The sequence below is a fragment of the Shewanella sp. A32 genome (genome assembly GCF_029167175.1).
Taxonomy (GTDB): Bacteria; Pseudomonadota; Gammaproteobacteria; order Enterobacterales; family Shewanellaceae; genus Shewanella; species Shewanella yunxiaonensis.
Genome location: NZ_JARFTS010000001.1, coordinates 343,873 through 359,300, shown reverse-complemented (window position 1 = coordinate 359,300; position 15,428 = coordinate 343,873). Strand labels below are relative to the sequence as shown.

Genomic DNA, 15,428 nt, shown 5'->3' with positions numbered 1-15,428 from the left:
TCCGGCTAGCGTCAGAAATCAGATGACAATAAGCTCACCATGCAAAGCGCCGGCCACCTTTAATGCTTCAAGGATGGCCAACACATCCGAAGGTGCCGCGCCCACCATATTCACCGCCCGGACTAATTCATCCAGAGTGGTGCCGGGGTTAAACAGGAACATCCGCTGATTCGACTGAGACACGCCGATAGTGCTGTTTGGTGTCACCGTTGTGTTACCCGCAGCCAACGCATTGGGCTGCGATACCTGAGGATTTTCAGCGATGGTGACGGTGAGACCGCCATGGGTAATCGCGGCAGGCAACAACCTGACGTCTTTGCCAACGACAATGGTACCCGTCCGGGAATTGACGATGACCTTGGCGGCTTCATCAGCCGGCTGTACCTGAATATTTTCCAGCGTGGCAAGAAATGATACGCGTTGCCCCGGATCTCGTGGGGCACTGACCCGAATAGACGCCGCATCCAGTGGTTTTGCCACATCCGGGCCCAGCAGATTGTTAATGGCATCGGCAGTACGCTTAGCGGTATCAAAATCGGCCCGCCGCAAATTAAAGGTCAAGTAATCCCCGGCATCAAAGGGGGAAGCGACTTCACGTTCGACAATGGCACCGTTGGGAATACGCCCAACAGTAGGGGTGTTGTTCACCACCTTAGAACCGTCCATACCATCGGCGCTGAACCCGCTGACTACCAGGCTCCCTTGAGCAATCGCATACACATTACCGTCCACCCCGCGCATAAAGGTTTGTAGTAAACTCCCACCGCGTAGGCTTTTAGCTTCACCAATACTGGATACCGTCACATCAATCGTTTGTCCGGGTTTGATAAACGCTGGCATGTCCGCATGAACTGCCACTACCGCACTGTTTTTGATTTTTGGTCTGATGGTATCATCCAGCGTGATACCGAAGTTTTTCAGCATGGTTTTGAAGGTCTGTTCGGTGTAGCGCGTCTTCTCGCCGGTTCCAGGCAAACCGACGACCAGACCATAACCAATCAACTGGTTTTCACGTACGCCCTGAATATCAGCGATATCTTTAATGCGTTCAGCCTTTACCGGGAGGCACAGCAGCAATCCAAGTAGCAGCCACCATTGGTTTTTCATTATTTTTGCTCCTTAGAAAGGCCACCAGTCAGACATAAAGAATTTGCTCAACCAGCCAACTTTTTGCGAATCGGCAAAGGTACCGGTGCCGCTATATTGAATGCGGGCATTCGCCACTCGGGGCGATTGCACGGTATTGCTGGTAGTAATGTCTTGTGGACGAACAATACCGGTGATACGAATGAACTCATCACCGTTGTTGATGGTGATCCATTTTTCGCCGCGAACCACTAGGTTGCCGTTGCCCAATACCTGAATCACATTGGCAGAGATTTCGCCTGAAAGACTATTGCTTTGGTCCGTTCCCGCTGAACGTTTGGTATCCATGCTGTCGCTATACCCCAAGTCCAGCGACTTACCATTAATCGTCACGTTACTGCCAGCGGCTGTCAGCGGATTGACGGTAAGATCAGAGCCTTTCGATATCTGATTAGCCGCGCTTTTTTTCGCTTGGGTCGACTCCACTAATTGGATAGTAACGATGTCCCCAACCCGATGGGCTTTCAGATCAGAAAATAAAGGTGTGGCCCGATTATGTTCAAATATGGAACCGGTTGGCACTAAACCGCTGTTGCCATCATCTGGATAGACAGGCGCGTAATAAGGATCATCCGGGATTGGCTTTTGCTGGTTGGCAGCACAGGCTCCCAGCAGCAACAACGGCAACAGTTTTAGTATCAGCTTCATAGCCTTACCCTACTAGAGGTTCTGATTCACGTATCCCAGCATTTGGTCTACGGCTGAAATAACCTTGGAGTTCATCTCGTACACGCGCTGAGTTTCGATAAGATTCACTAGCTCCTCCGTAACGTTCACGTTGGAGGTTTCCAGTGAGCCTTGCTTGATACTGCCCATGCCATCTAAAGACGGTGTTCCTTCGACGGGAGTACCACTAGCGCCAGTTTCCAGATACAGGTTCTGACCGATAGGTTGCAGACCGGATGGATTGATAAAATCCGCCATGGTCAACTGTCCTACCACCTGGTTGTCAGCCGTTCCCGGAATTTTTACGGATACTTCACCTTCTTCGGAGACGGTAATACTGGTGGCGTTATCCGGGATGGTAATGCCGGGTTGCAATACATAACCTTCACCGGAGGTAACCATCTGTCCGGTATCGTCCAGAGAAAACTGACCGTTACGGGTATATGCGGTGGTACCATCAGGCATCTGGATTTCGAAGAACCCCGGCCCCTGGATCATCAAATCCATCGAGTTATCCGTAGTTTCCATATTGCCTTGGGAGAAGATCTTCTGGGTGGCAACCACTTTGGTACCCGCGCCCAGATTCAGCCCGTTAGGCAACTTAGTGTTGGCGGCACTGATGCCCCCTGCCTGATTCACGGTTTGGTACAACAGATCTTCAAACACCGCCCGCCCTTTCTTGTAGCCGACGGTGCTCGCATTAGCGATGTTGTTAGAAATCACCGATATATCGGTCTGCTGGGCATCAAGGCCAGTCTTACTGATCCATAAAGCGGGATGCATAATCGTTACTCCTAGCTAATGCGAACCAAAGCGGCAGATGACTTATCGTTTTCCTCTGCCGTTTTCATCATTTTTACTTGCAGTTCAAATTGGCGCTGCAAACTGATCATACTGACCATCTCTTCTACTGGGCTGACATTACTACCTTCAACCGCGCCACTCACCACGCTCACAGCCGGATCGGCGGCGGCAGGCTGACCACTTAAGGTACGGAACAGACCATCTTCGCCGCGCATCAAATTTTGATTTCCGGGATTCGTCAACTTGATTTTACCGACATTCTCTTTGACTTCCGGCGTTGCCCCCTGTGGGGTGACCGAGATGGTTCCATCAGTTGCAATATCAAGTTTTTGAACCGGCAAAGGAATGTTGATTGGACCATTCTGCCCCATCACCAAATGACCGCTGCTATTGCGCAGCATGCCATTAACGTCAATATTCAGGCTGCCCGCCCGGGTATACGCTTCGCTACCATCATCAGCCTGTACTGCTATCCAACCTTGATCCTTCACCGCGATATCAAGATTGCGACCGGTGGTCTGAATAGGGCCAGACTTAAAATCGGAAGACGGCAATTCCGTCATCGCGAATACTCTGGTTGGCAATCCCTCGCCAAACGCTTGCATCGCCCGCGCTTGCTCCATATCGGCTTTGAAGCCATCAGTATTTGCGTTAGCTAAATTGTTTGCCCTGACCGCCAAAGCATCCATATTTTGCTTGGCACCCGTCATCGCAATGTAGAGAAATTTGTCCACCCGTTGCTCCGTCAAAAATTGAGCTTATGCTGAACAAAGCAAACTTCATGCCACTAAAAGATTGGGATTTTGCGAGGTAAAAAAGAAGAAAAACAGTTTATTGGCGCAGCGCAAAAAGGTGAGCGGCAAAGTATTGCCGCTCACGACAATACAGTTACCGCTCGGAGAGAGAACTTAACGGATCTGTAATACGGTCTGTTGCAGCGTATTATTCACTTCCAGTGTCCGAGAGTTTGCCTGGAAATTACGCTGTGCAGAAATCAGATCTACCAGCTCAGTTGTCAGGTCGACGTTTGAGCTTTCCAGATAAGAAGATTTAATCCCACCAAACACACCGCTATTGGCTTCACCCGCCAGCGCTTCACCAGACTCCAAACTGGCTTTCCAAGACGTATTCCCGACTTGAGTCAGCCCCTGCTCATTGGAAAAACGCGCCAATGCAACTCTTGCTAACGGGACAGTGGAACCATTACTGTATTTCGCCGAGATCAGACCATCACTGCCCACTTCGACGTTAGTTAAACGCCCCACTGTAATACCGTCTTGAGTTAACTCCGTCGTACTAAAGCTCTCAGCGTATTGTGTCGGTTGATTGAATCCGATGGAAATCTGCTGAGAACCTTCAGCCGCCGCACTGAGTACATTAGCACCAGAGATACCTAGCTGTTGAGTCGTGATCGTGGCGGGGCTAGAACCTTTATAAGCACCGGTGGCGTCGAAAGTCAGGACGGCGCCAGTCCAGCCACCCGTGGTTTGGGCTGTGCCTGTGCTGTCTGCACTGCCATCACCCGTAGTATCCATTTGATAAGTACCCGCAGCGCTGTCCAGATTAACCTGCTGGCCATCCACGGCATAATAGACCACCCAGTTACTTTCACCGGTGTAAGCACCATCCTGAGGTTTAACGAAGTAGGAAGTCAATGTGTGTGACTCACCCAACGAGTCATAGATAGTTACCGCGGTTGAGTTATTAAATGTGGATGAATCCGTTGGATCAAACGCTGCCGGATCTAATGCAGTGGAGTTTGAATTCAGGTTCATACTCATGGATACATTTTGAGTGGCTTGCGGACTACCAGCGGTATCAGGGATCTGTACTGGTTTAGTGGTACTCAAGCTGACCGATGCCGAGTTGCCATCGGAATCCACCTGAAAACATTGCAAGTAGTTACCTTGTGAATCCACCAAGAAACCATTTTCATCACGCTTGAATGCCCCGGCACGAGTAAATGAGAAGTCCTGGGTATCAATAGAAGACGAAGTCACGAAGAAGCCATTACCACTGATCGCCATATCCAGCGCGTTATTGGTAGACTGCAAATTGCCCTGATGGAACTGTTGCGCGACCTGGGTGGTAGTGACACCGCCACCAACCGCTGTCTTGCTGTTGGAGAAAATCGAGTTTGCATAAACATCGGCAAATTCTGCCCGTGATTCCTTAAAACCAGTAGTGTTCACGTTGGCAATGTTATTTGCTGTTGTATTGAGATCTTTTTGCGCCGCATTGATCCCGCTAAGAGCGATGTTAAAAGACATAATCCACCTCTTGTAATTTTTACTTCTGTCCGGTCAATCCCGGCGCATACGTTAACCTTCAGAAACCGCCAACACATCCGACAGTGCTACACCGCCAACGCCTCTAACGTTGAGTACGGCCCCGGTACTGGAATTGAGCGAAACACTGCTGACATGGCCATAGGTGCTGACGTATAGATCCTCAGACGTGCCATCGACCACACCATTGGCGGTAAGCGTATATTGACCAGGTGCCACAGCATTGCCGCTGTTATCCAGACCATCCCAGTCAACATCGACGTTGCCACCCGCACTGCCATCAACAGTAAAGTTTCTGACTACCTGACCGGAAGCATCCTGCACCGCCACTTTAATACTGTTAATTGGTGTCGAAGTGCTGATAACCCCTTTTAGTGTAGGATCATCCGTGGATACATAACCGGTGCCAGAGGGCACCAACACTTTTTGGCCGACCAGACCTGATGCCTGCAATGCCTGGCTAGAGGTCATTACAGTATTGAGACTGGTGATCTCGTCATTTAACTTGCCGATCCCGTCTACTGTAGAGAATGATGCCATCTGCGAAATCATCTGGTCATTGTCTACGGGATTTGAAGGATCCTGCATTGACAACTGAGTACTCAGCAACGAAAAGAAATCTGCCTGTGTTAAGGACTGATTGTTGCTGGTTGAACTGGTACTGGAAGTATCAGTTGTTGAAGATGTCACCGAACCGATAGTACTCACGGCCTATCTCCTATCATTTACCTAACTGCAGCGTTTGCTGCAGCATGGACTTGGTAGCATCAGCTACCTGAACATTCATCTGGTACGAGCGCGATGCAGAGATCATATCTGCCATCTCCTCTACCACGTTGACATTGGGTTTATATATGTAGCCATCGGCATCTGCTAACGGGTGATCAGGCGCATATTCCTTCACCAGCGGCTTATCGCTCTCTACAATCCCCGATACCTTGACCGAATAACCATCTTGTTGCTGCTGCCCATTGGTCGCCTTCGCCAGCTCGGCTTCAAATACTGGGTGCCGGGCTTTATAGGTGGTATCCACACTACTGGACACCGAATCCGCGTTGGCGATGTTGCTGGCAGTGGTATTCAACCGCACAGACTGGGCAGACATGCCAGAACCGGCAATATTAAAAATATTGAATAGCCCCATGATCAGTCTCCTCTTATCGCCTTTTTCATGCCGGAAAACTTACCATCAAGAAACCCGAGAGACATTTGATATTCCAACGCATTTTGCATAAACGCCTGTTGTTCTTCCTGCATGTCTACGGTATTTCCATCACCGGTGTCAGGTTGATCTGGCACGCGGAACCTGACGTTTTCCTGGACCAATGACTTCATATCAAAATGCTTTTCGGAAGTAGCCGCCATTTGCATGCCTTGCTGTTTTCCCATGGCACCCTGCAATGCCGCATTAAAATCCACATCTCTGGCTTTATAGTTGGGAGTATCGGCATTGGCGATATTACTGGACAGCACTTCCGCACGCTGTGCACGGATCCCTAGGGTGTATTGATGAACGCCCAGAGCCTTATCAAAACTGATCGCCATAAAACCGCCTCTCAATGGATAGTTTTTATGTGCAAGCAAACTATGTGCCATATAGCAGGCTATATGTGTCTGATAAAACCCAACGAGTGAAACAGCAGCAATAAAAATGCCAGCTTTTTAGCTGGCATTTTTATATTGTTTAAAATCAATAAATTAATATCAGATTTTGCGTTGGTAATAGATCCCTGGATTGCAGCGAATCATATCAAACTCATCAGATAAACCCGCAATAGACTCTGACGCACCCAAAAACAGGATGCCTTTGGGGTTCAGGGCGGCAGCAAATTGCCGCAGGATTTTTGCCTTGGCTTCAGGAGCAAAATAGATCAAAACATTTCGGCAAAAGATAATGTCGAACTTACCGAGCAAGGTATAGCTTTCCAGTAGATTATGCGCTCTGAAGCTGACTAAACGCCTGACATTGTCTTTCACTCGCATATTGCCACTTGGTAAAGCATCAAAAAACTGACGTTTACGCTCGTCAGATAGGCCTCTCCCCAATGCCAAGCTGTCATATTCCGCGTTCTTACAACGCTCCAGCATTGAAGGTGATAAATCCGTTGCCAGGATTGAAGCACTTCCAGGTAATCCACCCGGACGACGTTGCTGATATTCAAGAATGGTCATTGCCAAGGAATAAGGCTCCTGTCCAGAAGAACAGGCCGCCGACCAAATTTTGAGGGGCCTTCCGAGTTTGGCAAACTGCGGTAAGATATTGTTTGGCAACAATTCAAATGGATAACGGTCACGGAACCAGAGGGTTTCGTTGGTAGTCATGGCATCAATGACTTCAGCCCGTAACTGTCTCTCAGTGGGACGCATGGACTGCTTCACCACTTCGGATAATGACGGCAGCCCATATTTGCCCATCAACGGCGCGAGTCTACTGCGCACCAGATATTGCTTATTTTCACCCAGCACAATACCACTGTGTTGTTCCAAGAACAGCCGGAACTGATTGTACTCGGTTTCTGCAAGAGATTTATCTGGCACCTTGATATCCCATTTTATAAAACTTGTTGGTACTGAGCGACAGCTAATACCGGTAAGACGCCGCGTTATACCGCAGCATCACAGACAACACAAGTCACTATCAACACTCTTTATATCATCGGCACGGTTAGTAAATCATGACAAAGTTAGATGTTTATCAACTGCCGCTGCCAATTCGTCTGGATTGAATTTAGCAATAAAGTCGTTGGCACCCACTTTTTGTACCATTGCGTGATTGAATACGCCACTCAATGATGTATGTAGTACTACCTTGATATTCTTAAGTTTTGGATCATCTCTAATCTCGGCCGTCAAGGTATAACCATCCATTTCTGGCATCTCAATATCGGAAATGATTAACGGAATTTCCTTGGCGACATTATCCATTTCACTGGCGATTAGTTTCAGCCGATCAAGTGCTTCTTTGCCATCTTTCGCAGTGTCGATCTGCAAGTTCAGTGATGACAAGGCTCTGACAATTTGTTTGCGTGCCACCGCGGAGTCATCCACGACCATAATATGGAAATTCTGCTCACGGTCGATATTGATCGCTTTATCAACTTCTTCACTGATTTCAGTTTTAGCAGGTGAAATCTCGTCCAGAATTTTTTCGACGTCCAATATCTCCACTAACTCACCATCAATTTCAGTCACCGCGGTGAGATAGGAATACCGTCCAGCACCCTGTGGGGGCGGCATAATGGCGGACCAGTTCATATTGATAATACGTTCAACTGATTGCACCAAAAAGCCCTGAACACTGCGGTTATATTCGGAGATGATGATAAAACAGTTTTTGAGATCTTCTATCGGCCGGCCACCGGTAGCGGCCCCTAAATCAATGACCGAAATAGTTGTTCCGCGAATGTGCGCCACGCCTTTCACATAAGGATTCAACTTAGGCAGCATCGTTAACGGAGGACACTGTAAAACCTCCTTAACCTTAAACACGTTGATGCCAAACCGTTGGCGACCATTTAGTTTGAATAACAGTAATTCAAGGCGGTTCTGCCCTACCAATTGGGTTCTTTTGTTGACTGATTCAAGAATACCTGACATAAGCCTGCCTTGTTGTTCGACGAAATAAACTCACCTTACCACTATTTACGGAAAGGCATGTAACTTGCTGTGATCGTTCCATCTGGTGTTTCAGTCAAAGTTCTGACGCCATCAAACTCGTTGCCAATTAAGGCGTTTGGAACGGATGAAGTATACGTGTAAATCGGTTAACTACACCACTTTGTATATGATGAAACTAAATTTAGCATACATTTTTTTAGCGATTTTGGCGTTCTCCAGCAAAACGTTAGCACAACCAGCGGTTGTTCCTGATATATCGGCCATTCAGGCATTGGCTAAAGAAACAGTTGCAAAAAAGCTGGAGGCACCGGCGTCTGCCAACGTCACGATCACGCCACAGACTATCGATAGCCGCATACTCATTCCCCGTTGCGCATCGCCAGTTAGAGCAGAACTCGCTTCGGACAGAGAGATAAGTCGCAACAATACGGTAAAAATTAGCTGTGATAGCCCTGATTTAGATTATCCCTGGCAAATATACCTCTCCGTAAGAGTCGACATCAGTTATCCTGTAGTGGTTGCCAAAGAGACATTGGCGCCCGGAGAGCTATTAAGCGCAGCGCAATTGGAAGTACGGTACATTGACCAATACAGTGTTAACGGTGAGCAATTCAGCAACGTTGACCAACTAATTGGGACCCGACTCAAACGGCGAGTCAGCAAAGATTACCCCATTTTTGTGAGTAATATTTGCTTTGTCTGTAAGGGCGATTCAGTGTCTATCATTGCTAAAACGGCACAATTCCAAATAAAAACGGTTGGCGTAGCCGAAGAAGATGGTAACCTTGGTGAACAGATACGGGTAAAAAACGCTCAATCTAACAAGATGATAGAAGCCGTAGTCACCCATGTAGGTGAAGTGCGGGTAAATATGTAAAAAAAGTCTCAAGCTAGACTGTTGTGTGCCGATAATAGAACTAGAGTTTATTTGAAAGTGTTGGAGCCAAAAGGCTATGGACATTAAACAACTGCAAAATCAACCTCGGGTGAATACTAATTCAGTTACCCGAAGCAGTGGTAAAGCTGAACAAGATACCGAGACTAGCAGCGTTGCTAACAATGACGATTCCGTCGTTGTTTCTGCCCAGGCTCAGCAATTACAAGGGATGCAAAGTAAAATTGCGTCTATGCCTGATGTGGATATGAAAAAAGTCGCTGAAATAAAGCAGGCAATTTCTGAAGGACGCTATAAAGTGGATCCGGAAAAACTCGCGAATAACATCGCTCAGTTTGAAAGCAACATGGTCGATCTTGATCAGGATTCTTGATGACTCAAGTACATGATCTGGAAATCACCTTACAGCGACAGGCGGCGACGCTTGGTCGCCTTTTGTCGTTGATTGAGGCAGAAACTAAGGCATTGATTGAACGTGATGCCGACGGTCTACTGCAATTGGCAGCCGATAAGCAGCAAACGTTAGAACAAGTGGCTAAGCTGGATAAAACGCTGGCAGAGCACCCGCTGAAAGAACAGTTAAAACAGACACCGCTGTCACAACAAGTTAGTCAAATCAAAGCGCTGCTAGCTGAATGCCAGCAAAAAAATCAAGCAAACGGTAAATTGATTGAGCTTTGCTCAGCAAGCACCAATCGTTTAGCGCAAGCCTTACAAATGAGCCGTAATGCTCATAGCCTCACTTACGATGGTAAAGGTAAAACTTCCACTATTTCTACTCTGGGTAACGATCTAGAAGCATAACCTCAGTTTTACCCAAGTAAAATCATCCACTATGACACAAAATTAAAGCGGCAAAAGACTGCCGCCTTGCCGCCAAATTCATTGGGTACGAGTAAATTTAGAAATAAGTGATCTGCTTAACTCGCTGTGGACGATTTTGCTGCTGATACAATTGCCACACATTGGAAAAATCCAGTTCTAATTCGGTAACGTAATGATCTCCGGCAGGATAACTACGAACAACTTTGGCGCCGCGAATAACGCCGCTCACGGAAACCTTTACCTCATCTGACTTCAACATCCAATCACCGACCTTACTTTGTGATGTCAACTGCTGACCATAAACTTGTTCAGCAAGCTCTCGATAGGCGTCAATTTTCGATGCCTGCATTGCCATCAATACCCGTTCAGATGGATTTTTTGAAGGTTGTGACGCTAATGGCGCGTACCCAACGGCAGTTAATTTGGGAAAGGTTGGTGGTGGCACGGTTTCCCACTGCACATAGCGATCACGACTCGTACAACCGGAAATCAGTATCAGGATGACTAACGAAAACCATAATCTCATTTTGATTCTCCAACCGGATGTACCTTCGCTTCACCAGTAGCACTATTGCGGTACAGTAAACTTGCTTTAGAAACGACCAACTGAGAAGGCAACAAATAGTCTGGCAGCGCCTGCTGCGGTACATACAGTTGTGCAGTAGAGATGACTTTATTGCCTGTCAAGGTCACGATGCGACTGTTAATCACAATGCCGTTACGGGCCAAGCTAACAGTGGAGACTAATACTTGATCAACCGCAATATTGCTCGGCACTTTTTGCCAATCGCGGCTCAACAGAAAGTCCCCTTGCGGCGTTACTCTGACCGAATCAGCCACATTTAAATCGACTAGGTGAAACCCCACCTGCTGCATGCCCGCCATTAATCCCTGTTGTAACTGCGCCGCCAGATTATCTGTGCTCTGCATATCTTCTACCATGACAGGCGTTGCGACTAACAATGGTTGATTCAGATCCAGCACGTCACTATAACGCACCAGATCCTTGGCGAGCTTCTGGGTCACGTCAATGATCCCAGCCTTAGTCGTTGCGACGGGAGCAGCCACGGGCTCAACGGGCTGGGGGGATTTGCAGCCCACCAGCATTAGCGCCATCAAAACCATTGCTTTTTTCATATCTAGTCCATCAGCTAACGCTCCGAACGGCTATGAAACGGAGCTCAATTTATTTCTTGTCTTTCAGTTATCGGCAATTGACCACAACACTTAAGCGCTTTTACTTAGCACCAGACCAATTCACTGGCATAAATTTTGAATAATTACTCCGTATATCTGACGTTTCGACAGATATTTGGCCATTGGTTGCTACAGGAAAATCACCATGAAATCTCTCGTTTGCTTACTGACATTACTCAGCCTTAGCCTGCCTTGCCAGGCATACTGGGTAGAAGCAACAGGTGAAGCAAAGATTATCAATGGTGATAGCGACAATGCGCGAGAAGTTGCGGTGAAAAACGCCGTCAGAATGGCCCTTTTACAAAACGGTGGTAAGTTTCAGGCAAGCCAGACAACAAATAATGGTCAACTGACTGACCAGGCTCTAACGCTATCAGCAGCAAACAATATCTCATCGATTCAATTATTAAATGAGCAAAAACAAGGTAATCGGCTAACAGTTACCGTCAAAATCGATCTGCTACATCAAGATCAAGAAAAATGTAGTAATGATGGGCTGAAAGCCGCAATTTTGATCCCACGTGCCACTATTCGTGATCGCAGCCAATTACGCTATGGTCGTCTTGAACAGTTACCAACGGTTGTTTCAGAACACTTAGTCAACGCATTGCAACAAAATTCAGCGTTGAGCGTTCCAGTATCGCTTATAAATCAAGAGGTTAATATTCCAGCATTAACGAATTCAGATGGCGGATTTAGAGCACCAACATTGATCAGTGAAATGACCAATAGCCAATACCTGTTGATACCTGAACTCACCGACATCTCAGTTGCAGAACCCACTTCTGCCATTCTTGGATTGTGGCAACATGCACCTATCAGACAATTTCAACTGAAGTTAACTTTATATCATGGCATTAGTGGCGAAATTGTCTGGCAACACGAATATAGTCAACCGAGCGAATGGGAGTTTGCTAAAACCGCTATGGTCAATCCTACTTCCAGTGAATTTTGGCAGTCGGAATATGGTGAGTCTGCCGAGCAAATAATTACAGAAGCCGTTAGAGATATTGATGAAACACTCAGCTGCCGTCCGTTACTGGCTCAGATTATTGCTCTAAATGACAGCCAGGTAGTGCTTAATATCGGAAGAAAAAATGGCGTAAAAAAAGGCGATAAATTTAAAATAGTATTGCAACATAACATCATGGATCAGATCAGTAAAACCCGCGCAATTGCAGTCGCCACCACTGTTGATGTTGAAATAGCGCAGACATCTGAAAGCACATCCACAGCAATGCTCAACGGAGAAAGCGCAGCACGAAGCATCCAAGTCAACGATATTGCGCTGAAGAATTAAGCAGTTAGATTTGAGCCCTTTTAATAGAGGCCAAAAACAGTATAATCACTGCCGTCTCCTCATAGCTCAACAGGATAGAGCAGCCGCCTCCTAAGCGACCGATCGGGGTTCGAGTCCCTGTGGGGAGACCAGTCAGCAATGCCACAATGTAATAGACGTACCAATAAAGGCTAATAAATGACTGAACTATTCCAAGCTAACTTCAATATCATAAAGCAGCGTTGGCCAGAGGCTGCGGAAATTCTTCAACGCCAGCAGATTGAGAATATTGACGCAGCGTTGGTTAGTGGAGCCAATCAAACTATCAGCGTAAATGGCATTCAATTAAGTAGCCGCCATAATCGATTAGCAGAAGCACAGCTGTTTCTCAGCACTTTACCAACATCAGCAACCCAGGCCACTATGTACGGTTTTGGTATGGGAGACGTACCGTATATTGCGTTGGATGAAGCCAGATTAACCAAGCTGACGATCTGTATTCTTAATCCGGCAATTTTTGCCCTAGTCTTAAGCTACACCGACCATACCCCATGGCTACAGCATTCAGGCGTAGAACTGGACTTACAGCCTTCGCAGATGCAGCTAAAAAAGCCTTATATTGCTATAACACCGGATTTAGAATTGGTGTCAGATGACAATGCTAGACTGCGGGATCTGTTACAGTACGAGCTCAACCGAGAACATGCTAATCGCAGGCATAGAGCAGATGACACCGCCATCATCGAGCGTTTTGAGGCCAATAAAGAAGCTTTCGAGCAAGATCCAGATGTCATGGCGTTAAAGTCACGCGTTACTCAAGACAAAGCTATTGTCATTGCTTCAGGGCCATCTTTAGAAGAACATTATGAAAGACTGGCTGAAATCAGCGTTCGCTCACAACGCCCCGTTATTGTAACGGTAGACACCGCACTACACGGACTGCTACACCACGGGATAAAACCTGATATTGTAGTCGCTATCGACAGTCTTATATCGGAATACCATCTGCCATTACAACAGACGACAGGTATTAGCCTCGTCTACCAACCGAGATTAAGACCAGAAATTATCCAGCAATGGCAAGGCCCCCGATATAACGCATTGGGCCATAGTCATCTCTATGATAAACAAGCAGAAACATACCCTGAAAAAACCAGGCTTTACACCAATGGCAGTGTACTGCACCCAGCAGTAGATCTTGCAGTTAAACTGGGATGTAAGGAAATAACCTTATGTGGTGCAGATTTTTGTTTTTGCAATAATAAATCACATGCTTTCTGGCAAGATTTTGCGGCTACATCCAGCGATGAACAGACTAAAGCCTGGACAACTAATCTACAAAAATCAGTCAATGAAAGCGGTCACTGGGTAATCAACGGTGTTGGTGAAAAAGTGGCAACATCACTCAATTTATGCGCCTATCTGCGAAACCTGGAAAACTATATTGCGAAAGCGAGTCACGTTAAGTTTTACCGTTCCAGCCTCGCAGGTGCCGATATTCTTGGCACTCAATTCAAGGAGCTCTGATCTGATGTCAGATATTTGCCAATTATTTATTGAAACGGCCAACACTTTCCGTATCGGTCAAGAAGTAAAAGCATCTGAAATGTTCGGTAAGTGCATTGACCAATTACAGCTCGCATTACAGAAACCGCCGTTAGCCAAGCAGTTAATACCATTGATGCCGATGCTATTAAATGCTCAGGAAAACAGAGACTGGCTGGGGTTAGCAGACACCATTGAATATGAGGTTATGCCAATATTTTCAAAGGTGTAAACTAACAAACTATCAGGAATTGTATCGTTGTGCCGATAACAAGGCTGTAGCAATTTTAAGGATATCAGCGTCATGAGTCAGCCCCATTTTATCGCCGAAGTTTCCAGCAATCACCACCGTGATTTGGCGCGTTGTATTGAATTTATCAAAGCGGCGGCCGATATCGGGTGCGATTCGGTGAAATTTCAGCTATTTAAAATCGATGAACTTTTTGCTCCGGAAATTCTCAGTAGAAGTGAAATGCACCGCAAACGCAAAGAGTGGGAACTACCGGTTTCCTTTCTACCGGAGCTGAAACAAGCCTGTGATCAGTACCAAATCCAATTTTCTTGCACGCCATTTTATCTGCAAGCAGTTGCCGAGCTAAAACCTTACGTAGACTTTTATAAAATCGCTTCATACGAACTGTTATGGGATGAACTGCTAATTACCTGTGCAGCAACTGGATTACCGGTAGTTATTTCTACGGGCATGGCCACGATTGATGAGATAGACCACGCCGTTATGGTACTGAAAAATGCAGGATGTAACGATATTACGCTACTGCATTGCGTGTCAGCTTATCCAACACCAGAGAACGAGTGCAACTTGGCAGTACTGGGAACGTTCCGCGAACGTTACAACGTTAAGGTCGGTTGGTCAGATCATTCGGTCTCGAGCGCAGTCATTAACCGAGCAATACATCACTGGCAAGCAGATTGCATTGAATTCCATATCGACTTAGATAAAACCGGAGCAGAATATGCAGCCGGACACTGTTGGTTGCCACAACAGATGGCACCCGTTATTGCCGCAGCTAAACGTAGCACTATCATCGACGGCTCAGGTAATAAACAATTTGTGCCCAGCGAAGCCGATGATCGTGACTGGCGCGCCGATCCTAGCGATGGTTTACGGCCGATGAGATCCATCAGAAGTAGTTTTGGAGAATAA

General features: G+C 46.8%; 19 protein-coding genes and 1 tRNA gene. 8 read left to right on the top strand and 12 right to left on the bottom strand.

The window, feature by feature from the left end; genetic code table 11:
* Positions 1 to 18: 18 nt before the first annotated feature.
* The 10 genes from PY479_RS01560 to PY479_RS01515 all read right to left on the bottom strand — a co-directional run bounded on the left by PY479_RS01560 (position 19) and on the right by PY479_RS01515 (position 8,501).
* On the bottom strand, positions 19 to 1,107 hold the full coding sequence (locus PY479_RS01560; protein ID WP_275482644.1) for a flagellar basal body P-ring protein FlgI: 1,089 nt from the start codon (positions 1,105 to 1,107) through the stop codon (positions 19 to 21).
* Between the two features lie 12 nt (positions 1,108 to 1,119).
* The gene (gene flgH, locus PY479_RS01555; RefSeq protein WP_212595848.1) at positions 1,120 to 1,794 is read right to left on the bottom strand and encodes a flagellar basal body L-ring protein FlgH; all 675 of its coding nucleotides are present in this window, start codon (positions 1,792 to 1,794) and stop codon (positions 1,120 to 1,122) included.
* 12 nt (positions 1,795 to 1,806) lie between these two features.
* A complete protein-coding gene (gene flgG, locus PY479_RS01550) occupies positions 1,807 to 2,595 on the bottom strand; it encodes a flagellar basal-body rod protein FlgG (protein ID WP_275482643.1) in 789 nt (262 codons plus the stop codon).
* An 11-nt stretch (positions 2,596 to 2,606) separates the two neighbouring features.
* The gene (gene flgF, locus PY479_RS01545) at positions 2,607 to 3,350 is read right to left on the bottom strand and encodes a flagellar basal-body rod protein FlgF (RefSeq protein ID WP_275482642.1); all 744 of its coding nucleotides are present in this window, start codon (positions 3,348 to 3,350) and stop codon (positions 2,607 to 2,609) included.
* Between the two features lie 174 nt (positions 3,351 to 3,524).
* Positions 3,525 to 4,886, bottom strand: a complete 1,362-nt coding sequence (gene flgE, locus PY479_RS01540; protein WP_275482641.1) for a flagellar hook protein FlgE — start codon at positions 4,884 to 4,886, stop codon at positions 3,525 to 3,527.
* Positions 4,887 to 4,937: 51 nt separating this feature from the next.
* A complete protein-coding gene (locus PY479_RS01535; RefSeq protein WP_275482702.1) occupies positions 4,938 to 5,603 on the bottom strand; it encodes a flagellar hook assembly protein FlgD in 666 nt (221 codons plus the stop codon).
* A 22-nt stretch (positions 5,604 to 5,625) separates the two neighbouring features.
* Positions 5,626 to 6,048, bottom strand: coding sequence for a flagellar basal body rod protein FlgC (gene flgC, locus PY479_RS01530; protein ID WP_212595843.1), 423 nt, complete (start codon positions 6,046 to 6,048; stop codon positions 5,626 to 5,628).
* A 2-nt stretch (positions 6,049 to 6,050) separates the two neighbouring features.
* Positions 6,051 to 6,449, bottom strand: a complete 399-nt coding sequence (gene flgB, locus PY479_RS01525) for a flagellar basal body rod protein FlgB (protein WP_275482640.1) — start codon at positions 6,447 to 6,449, stop codon at positions 6,051 to 6,053.
* Positions 6,450 to 6,608: 159 nt separating this feature from the next.
* Complete coding sequence (locus PY479_RS01520) at positions 6,609 to 7,448, bottom strand: protein-glutamate O-methyltransferase CheR (RefSeq protein WP_275482701.1); 840 nt, start codon at positions 7,446 to 7,448, stop codon at positions 6,609 to 6,611.
* Between the two features lie 129 nt (positions 7,449 to 7,577).
* Complete coding sequence (locus PY479_RS01515; RefSeq protein ID WP_212595841.1) at positions 7,578 to 8,501, bottom strand: chemotaxis protein CheV; 924 nt, start codon at positions 8,499 to 8,501, stop codon at positions 7,578 to 7,580.
* Between the two features lie 145 nt (positions 8,502 to 8,646).
* On the opposite strand from PY479_RS01515, the gene flgA reads away from it, so the two are divergent.
* From flgA to PY479_RS01500, 3 genes are all read left to right on the top strand, one after another.
* Positions 8,647 to 9,399: a flagellar basal body P-ring formation chaperone FlgA gene (gene flgA, locus PY479_RS01510; RefSeq protein ID WP_275482639.1), complete on the top strand. Its 753-nt coding sequence runs from the start codon at positions 8,647 to 8,649 to the stop codon at positions 9,397 to 9,399.
* 76 nt (positions 9,400 to 9,475) lie between these two features.
* Positions 9,476 to 9,790 (top strand): flagellar biosynthesis anti-sigma factor FlgM, encoded by a 315-nt coding sequence (gene flgM, locus PY479_RS01505; RefSeq protein WP_212595840.1) that lies wholly within the window; start codon positions 9,476 to 9,478, stop codon positions 9,788 to 9,790.
* A complete protein-coding gene (locus PY479_RS01500) occupies positions 9,790 to 10,221 on the top strand; it encodes a flagellar protein FlgN (RefSeq protein ID WP_212595839.1) in 432 nt (143 codons plus the stop codon). The genes flgM and PY479_RS01500 overlap by 1 nt, the downstream gene beginning before the upstream one ends.
* Positions 10,222 to 10,318: 97 nt before the next feature.
* Here the strand turns inward: PY479_RS01500 and PY479_RS01495 are convergent, their stop codons facing one another.
* Together PY479_RS01495 and PY479_RS01490 are read right to left on the bottom strand one after the other, a co-directional pair.
* Positions 10,319 to 10,768: an LPP20 family lipoprotein gene (locus PY479_RS01495; protein ID WP_212595838.1), complete on the bottom strand. Its 450-nt coding sequence runs from the start codon at positions 10,766 to 10,768 to the stop codon at positions 10,319 to 10,321.
* Positions 10,765 to 11,379 (bottom strand): FlgO family outer membrane protein, encoded by a 615-nt coding sequence (locus tag PY479_RS01490; RefSeq protein ID WP_275482638.1) that lies wholly within the window; start codon positions 11,377 to 11,379, stop codon positions 10,765 to 10,767. The genes PY479_RS01495 and PY479_RS01490 overlap by 4 nt, the downstream gene beginning before the upstream one ends.
* Before the next feature lie 175 nt (positions 11,380 to 11,554).
* Here PY479_RS01490 and PY479_RS01485 point away from each other — a divergent pair, with 175 nt between their 5' ends.
* The 5 genes from PY479_RS01485 (at position 11,555) to PY479_RS01465 (ending at position 15,428) form a co-directional block, all read left to right on the top strand.
* The gene (locus tag PY479_RS01485) at positions 11,555 to 12,739 is read left to right on the top strand and encodes a flagellar assembly protein FlgT (RefSeq protein ID WP_275482637.1); all 1,185 of its coding nucleotides are present in this window, start codon (positions 11,555 to 11,557) and stop codon (positions 12,737 to 12,739) included.
* A gap of 55 nt (positions 12,740 to 12,794) precedes the next feature.
* Positions 12,795 to 12,870 (top strand) — tRNA-Arg (locus PY479_RS01480).
* Between the two features lie 46 nt (positions 12,871 to 12,916).
* Positions 12,917 to 14,245 (top strand): 6-hydroxymethylpterin diphosphokinase MptE-like protein, encoded by a 1,329-nt coding sequence (locus PY479_RS01475; RefSeq protein WP_275482636.1) that lies wholly within the window; start codon positions 12,917 to 12,919, stop codon positions 14,243 to 14,245.
* A gap of 4 nt (positions 14,246 to 14,249) precedes the next feature.
* A complete protein-coding gene (locus PY479_RS01470) occupies positions 14,250 to 14,495 on the top strand; it encodes a hypothetical protein (protein WP_275482635.1) in 246 nt (81 codons plus the stop codon).
* Positions 14,496 to 14,567: 72 nt separating this feature from the next.
* On the top strand, positions 14,568 to 15,428 hold the full coding sequence (locus PY479_RS01465; protein WP_275482634.1) for an N-acetylneuraminate synthase family protein: 861 nt from the start codon (positions 14,568 to 14,570) through the stop codon (positions 15,426 to 15,428).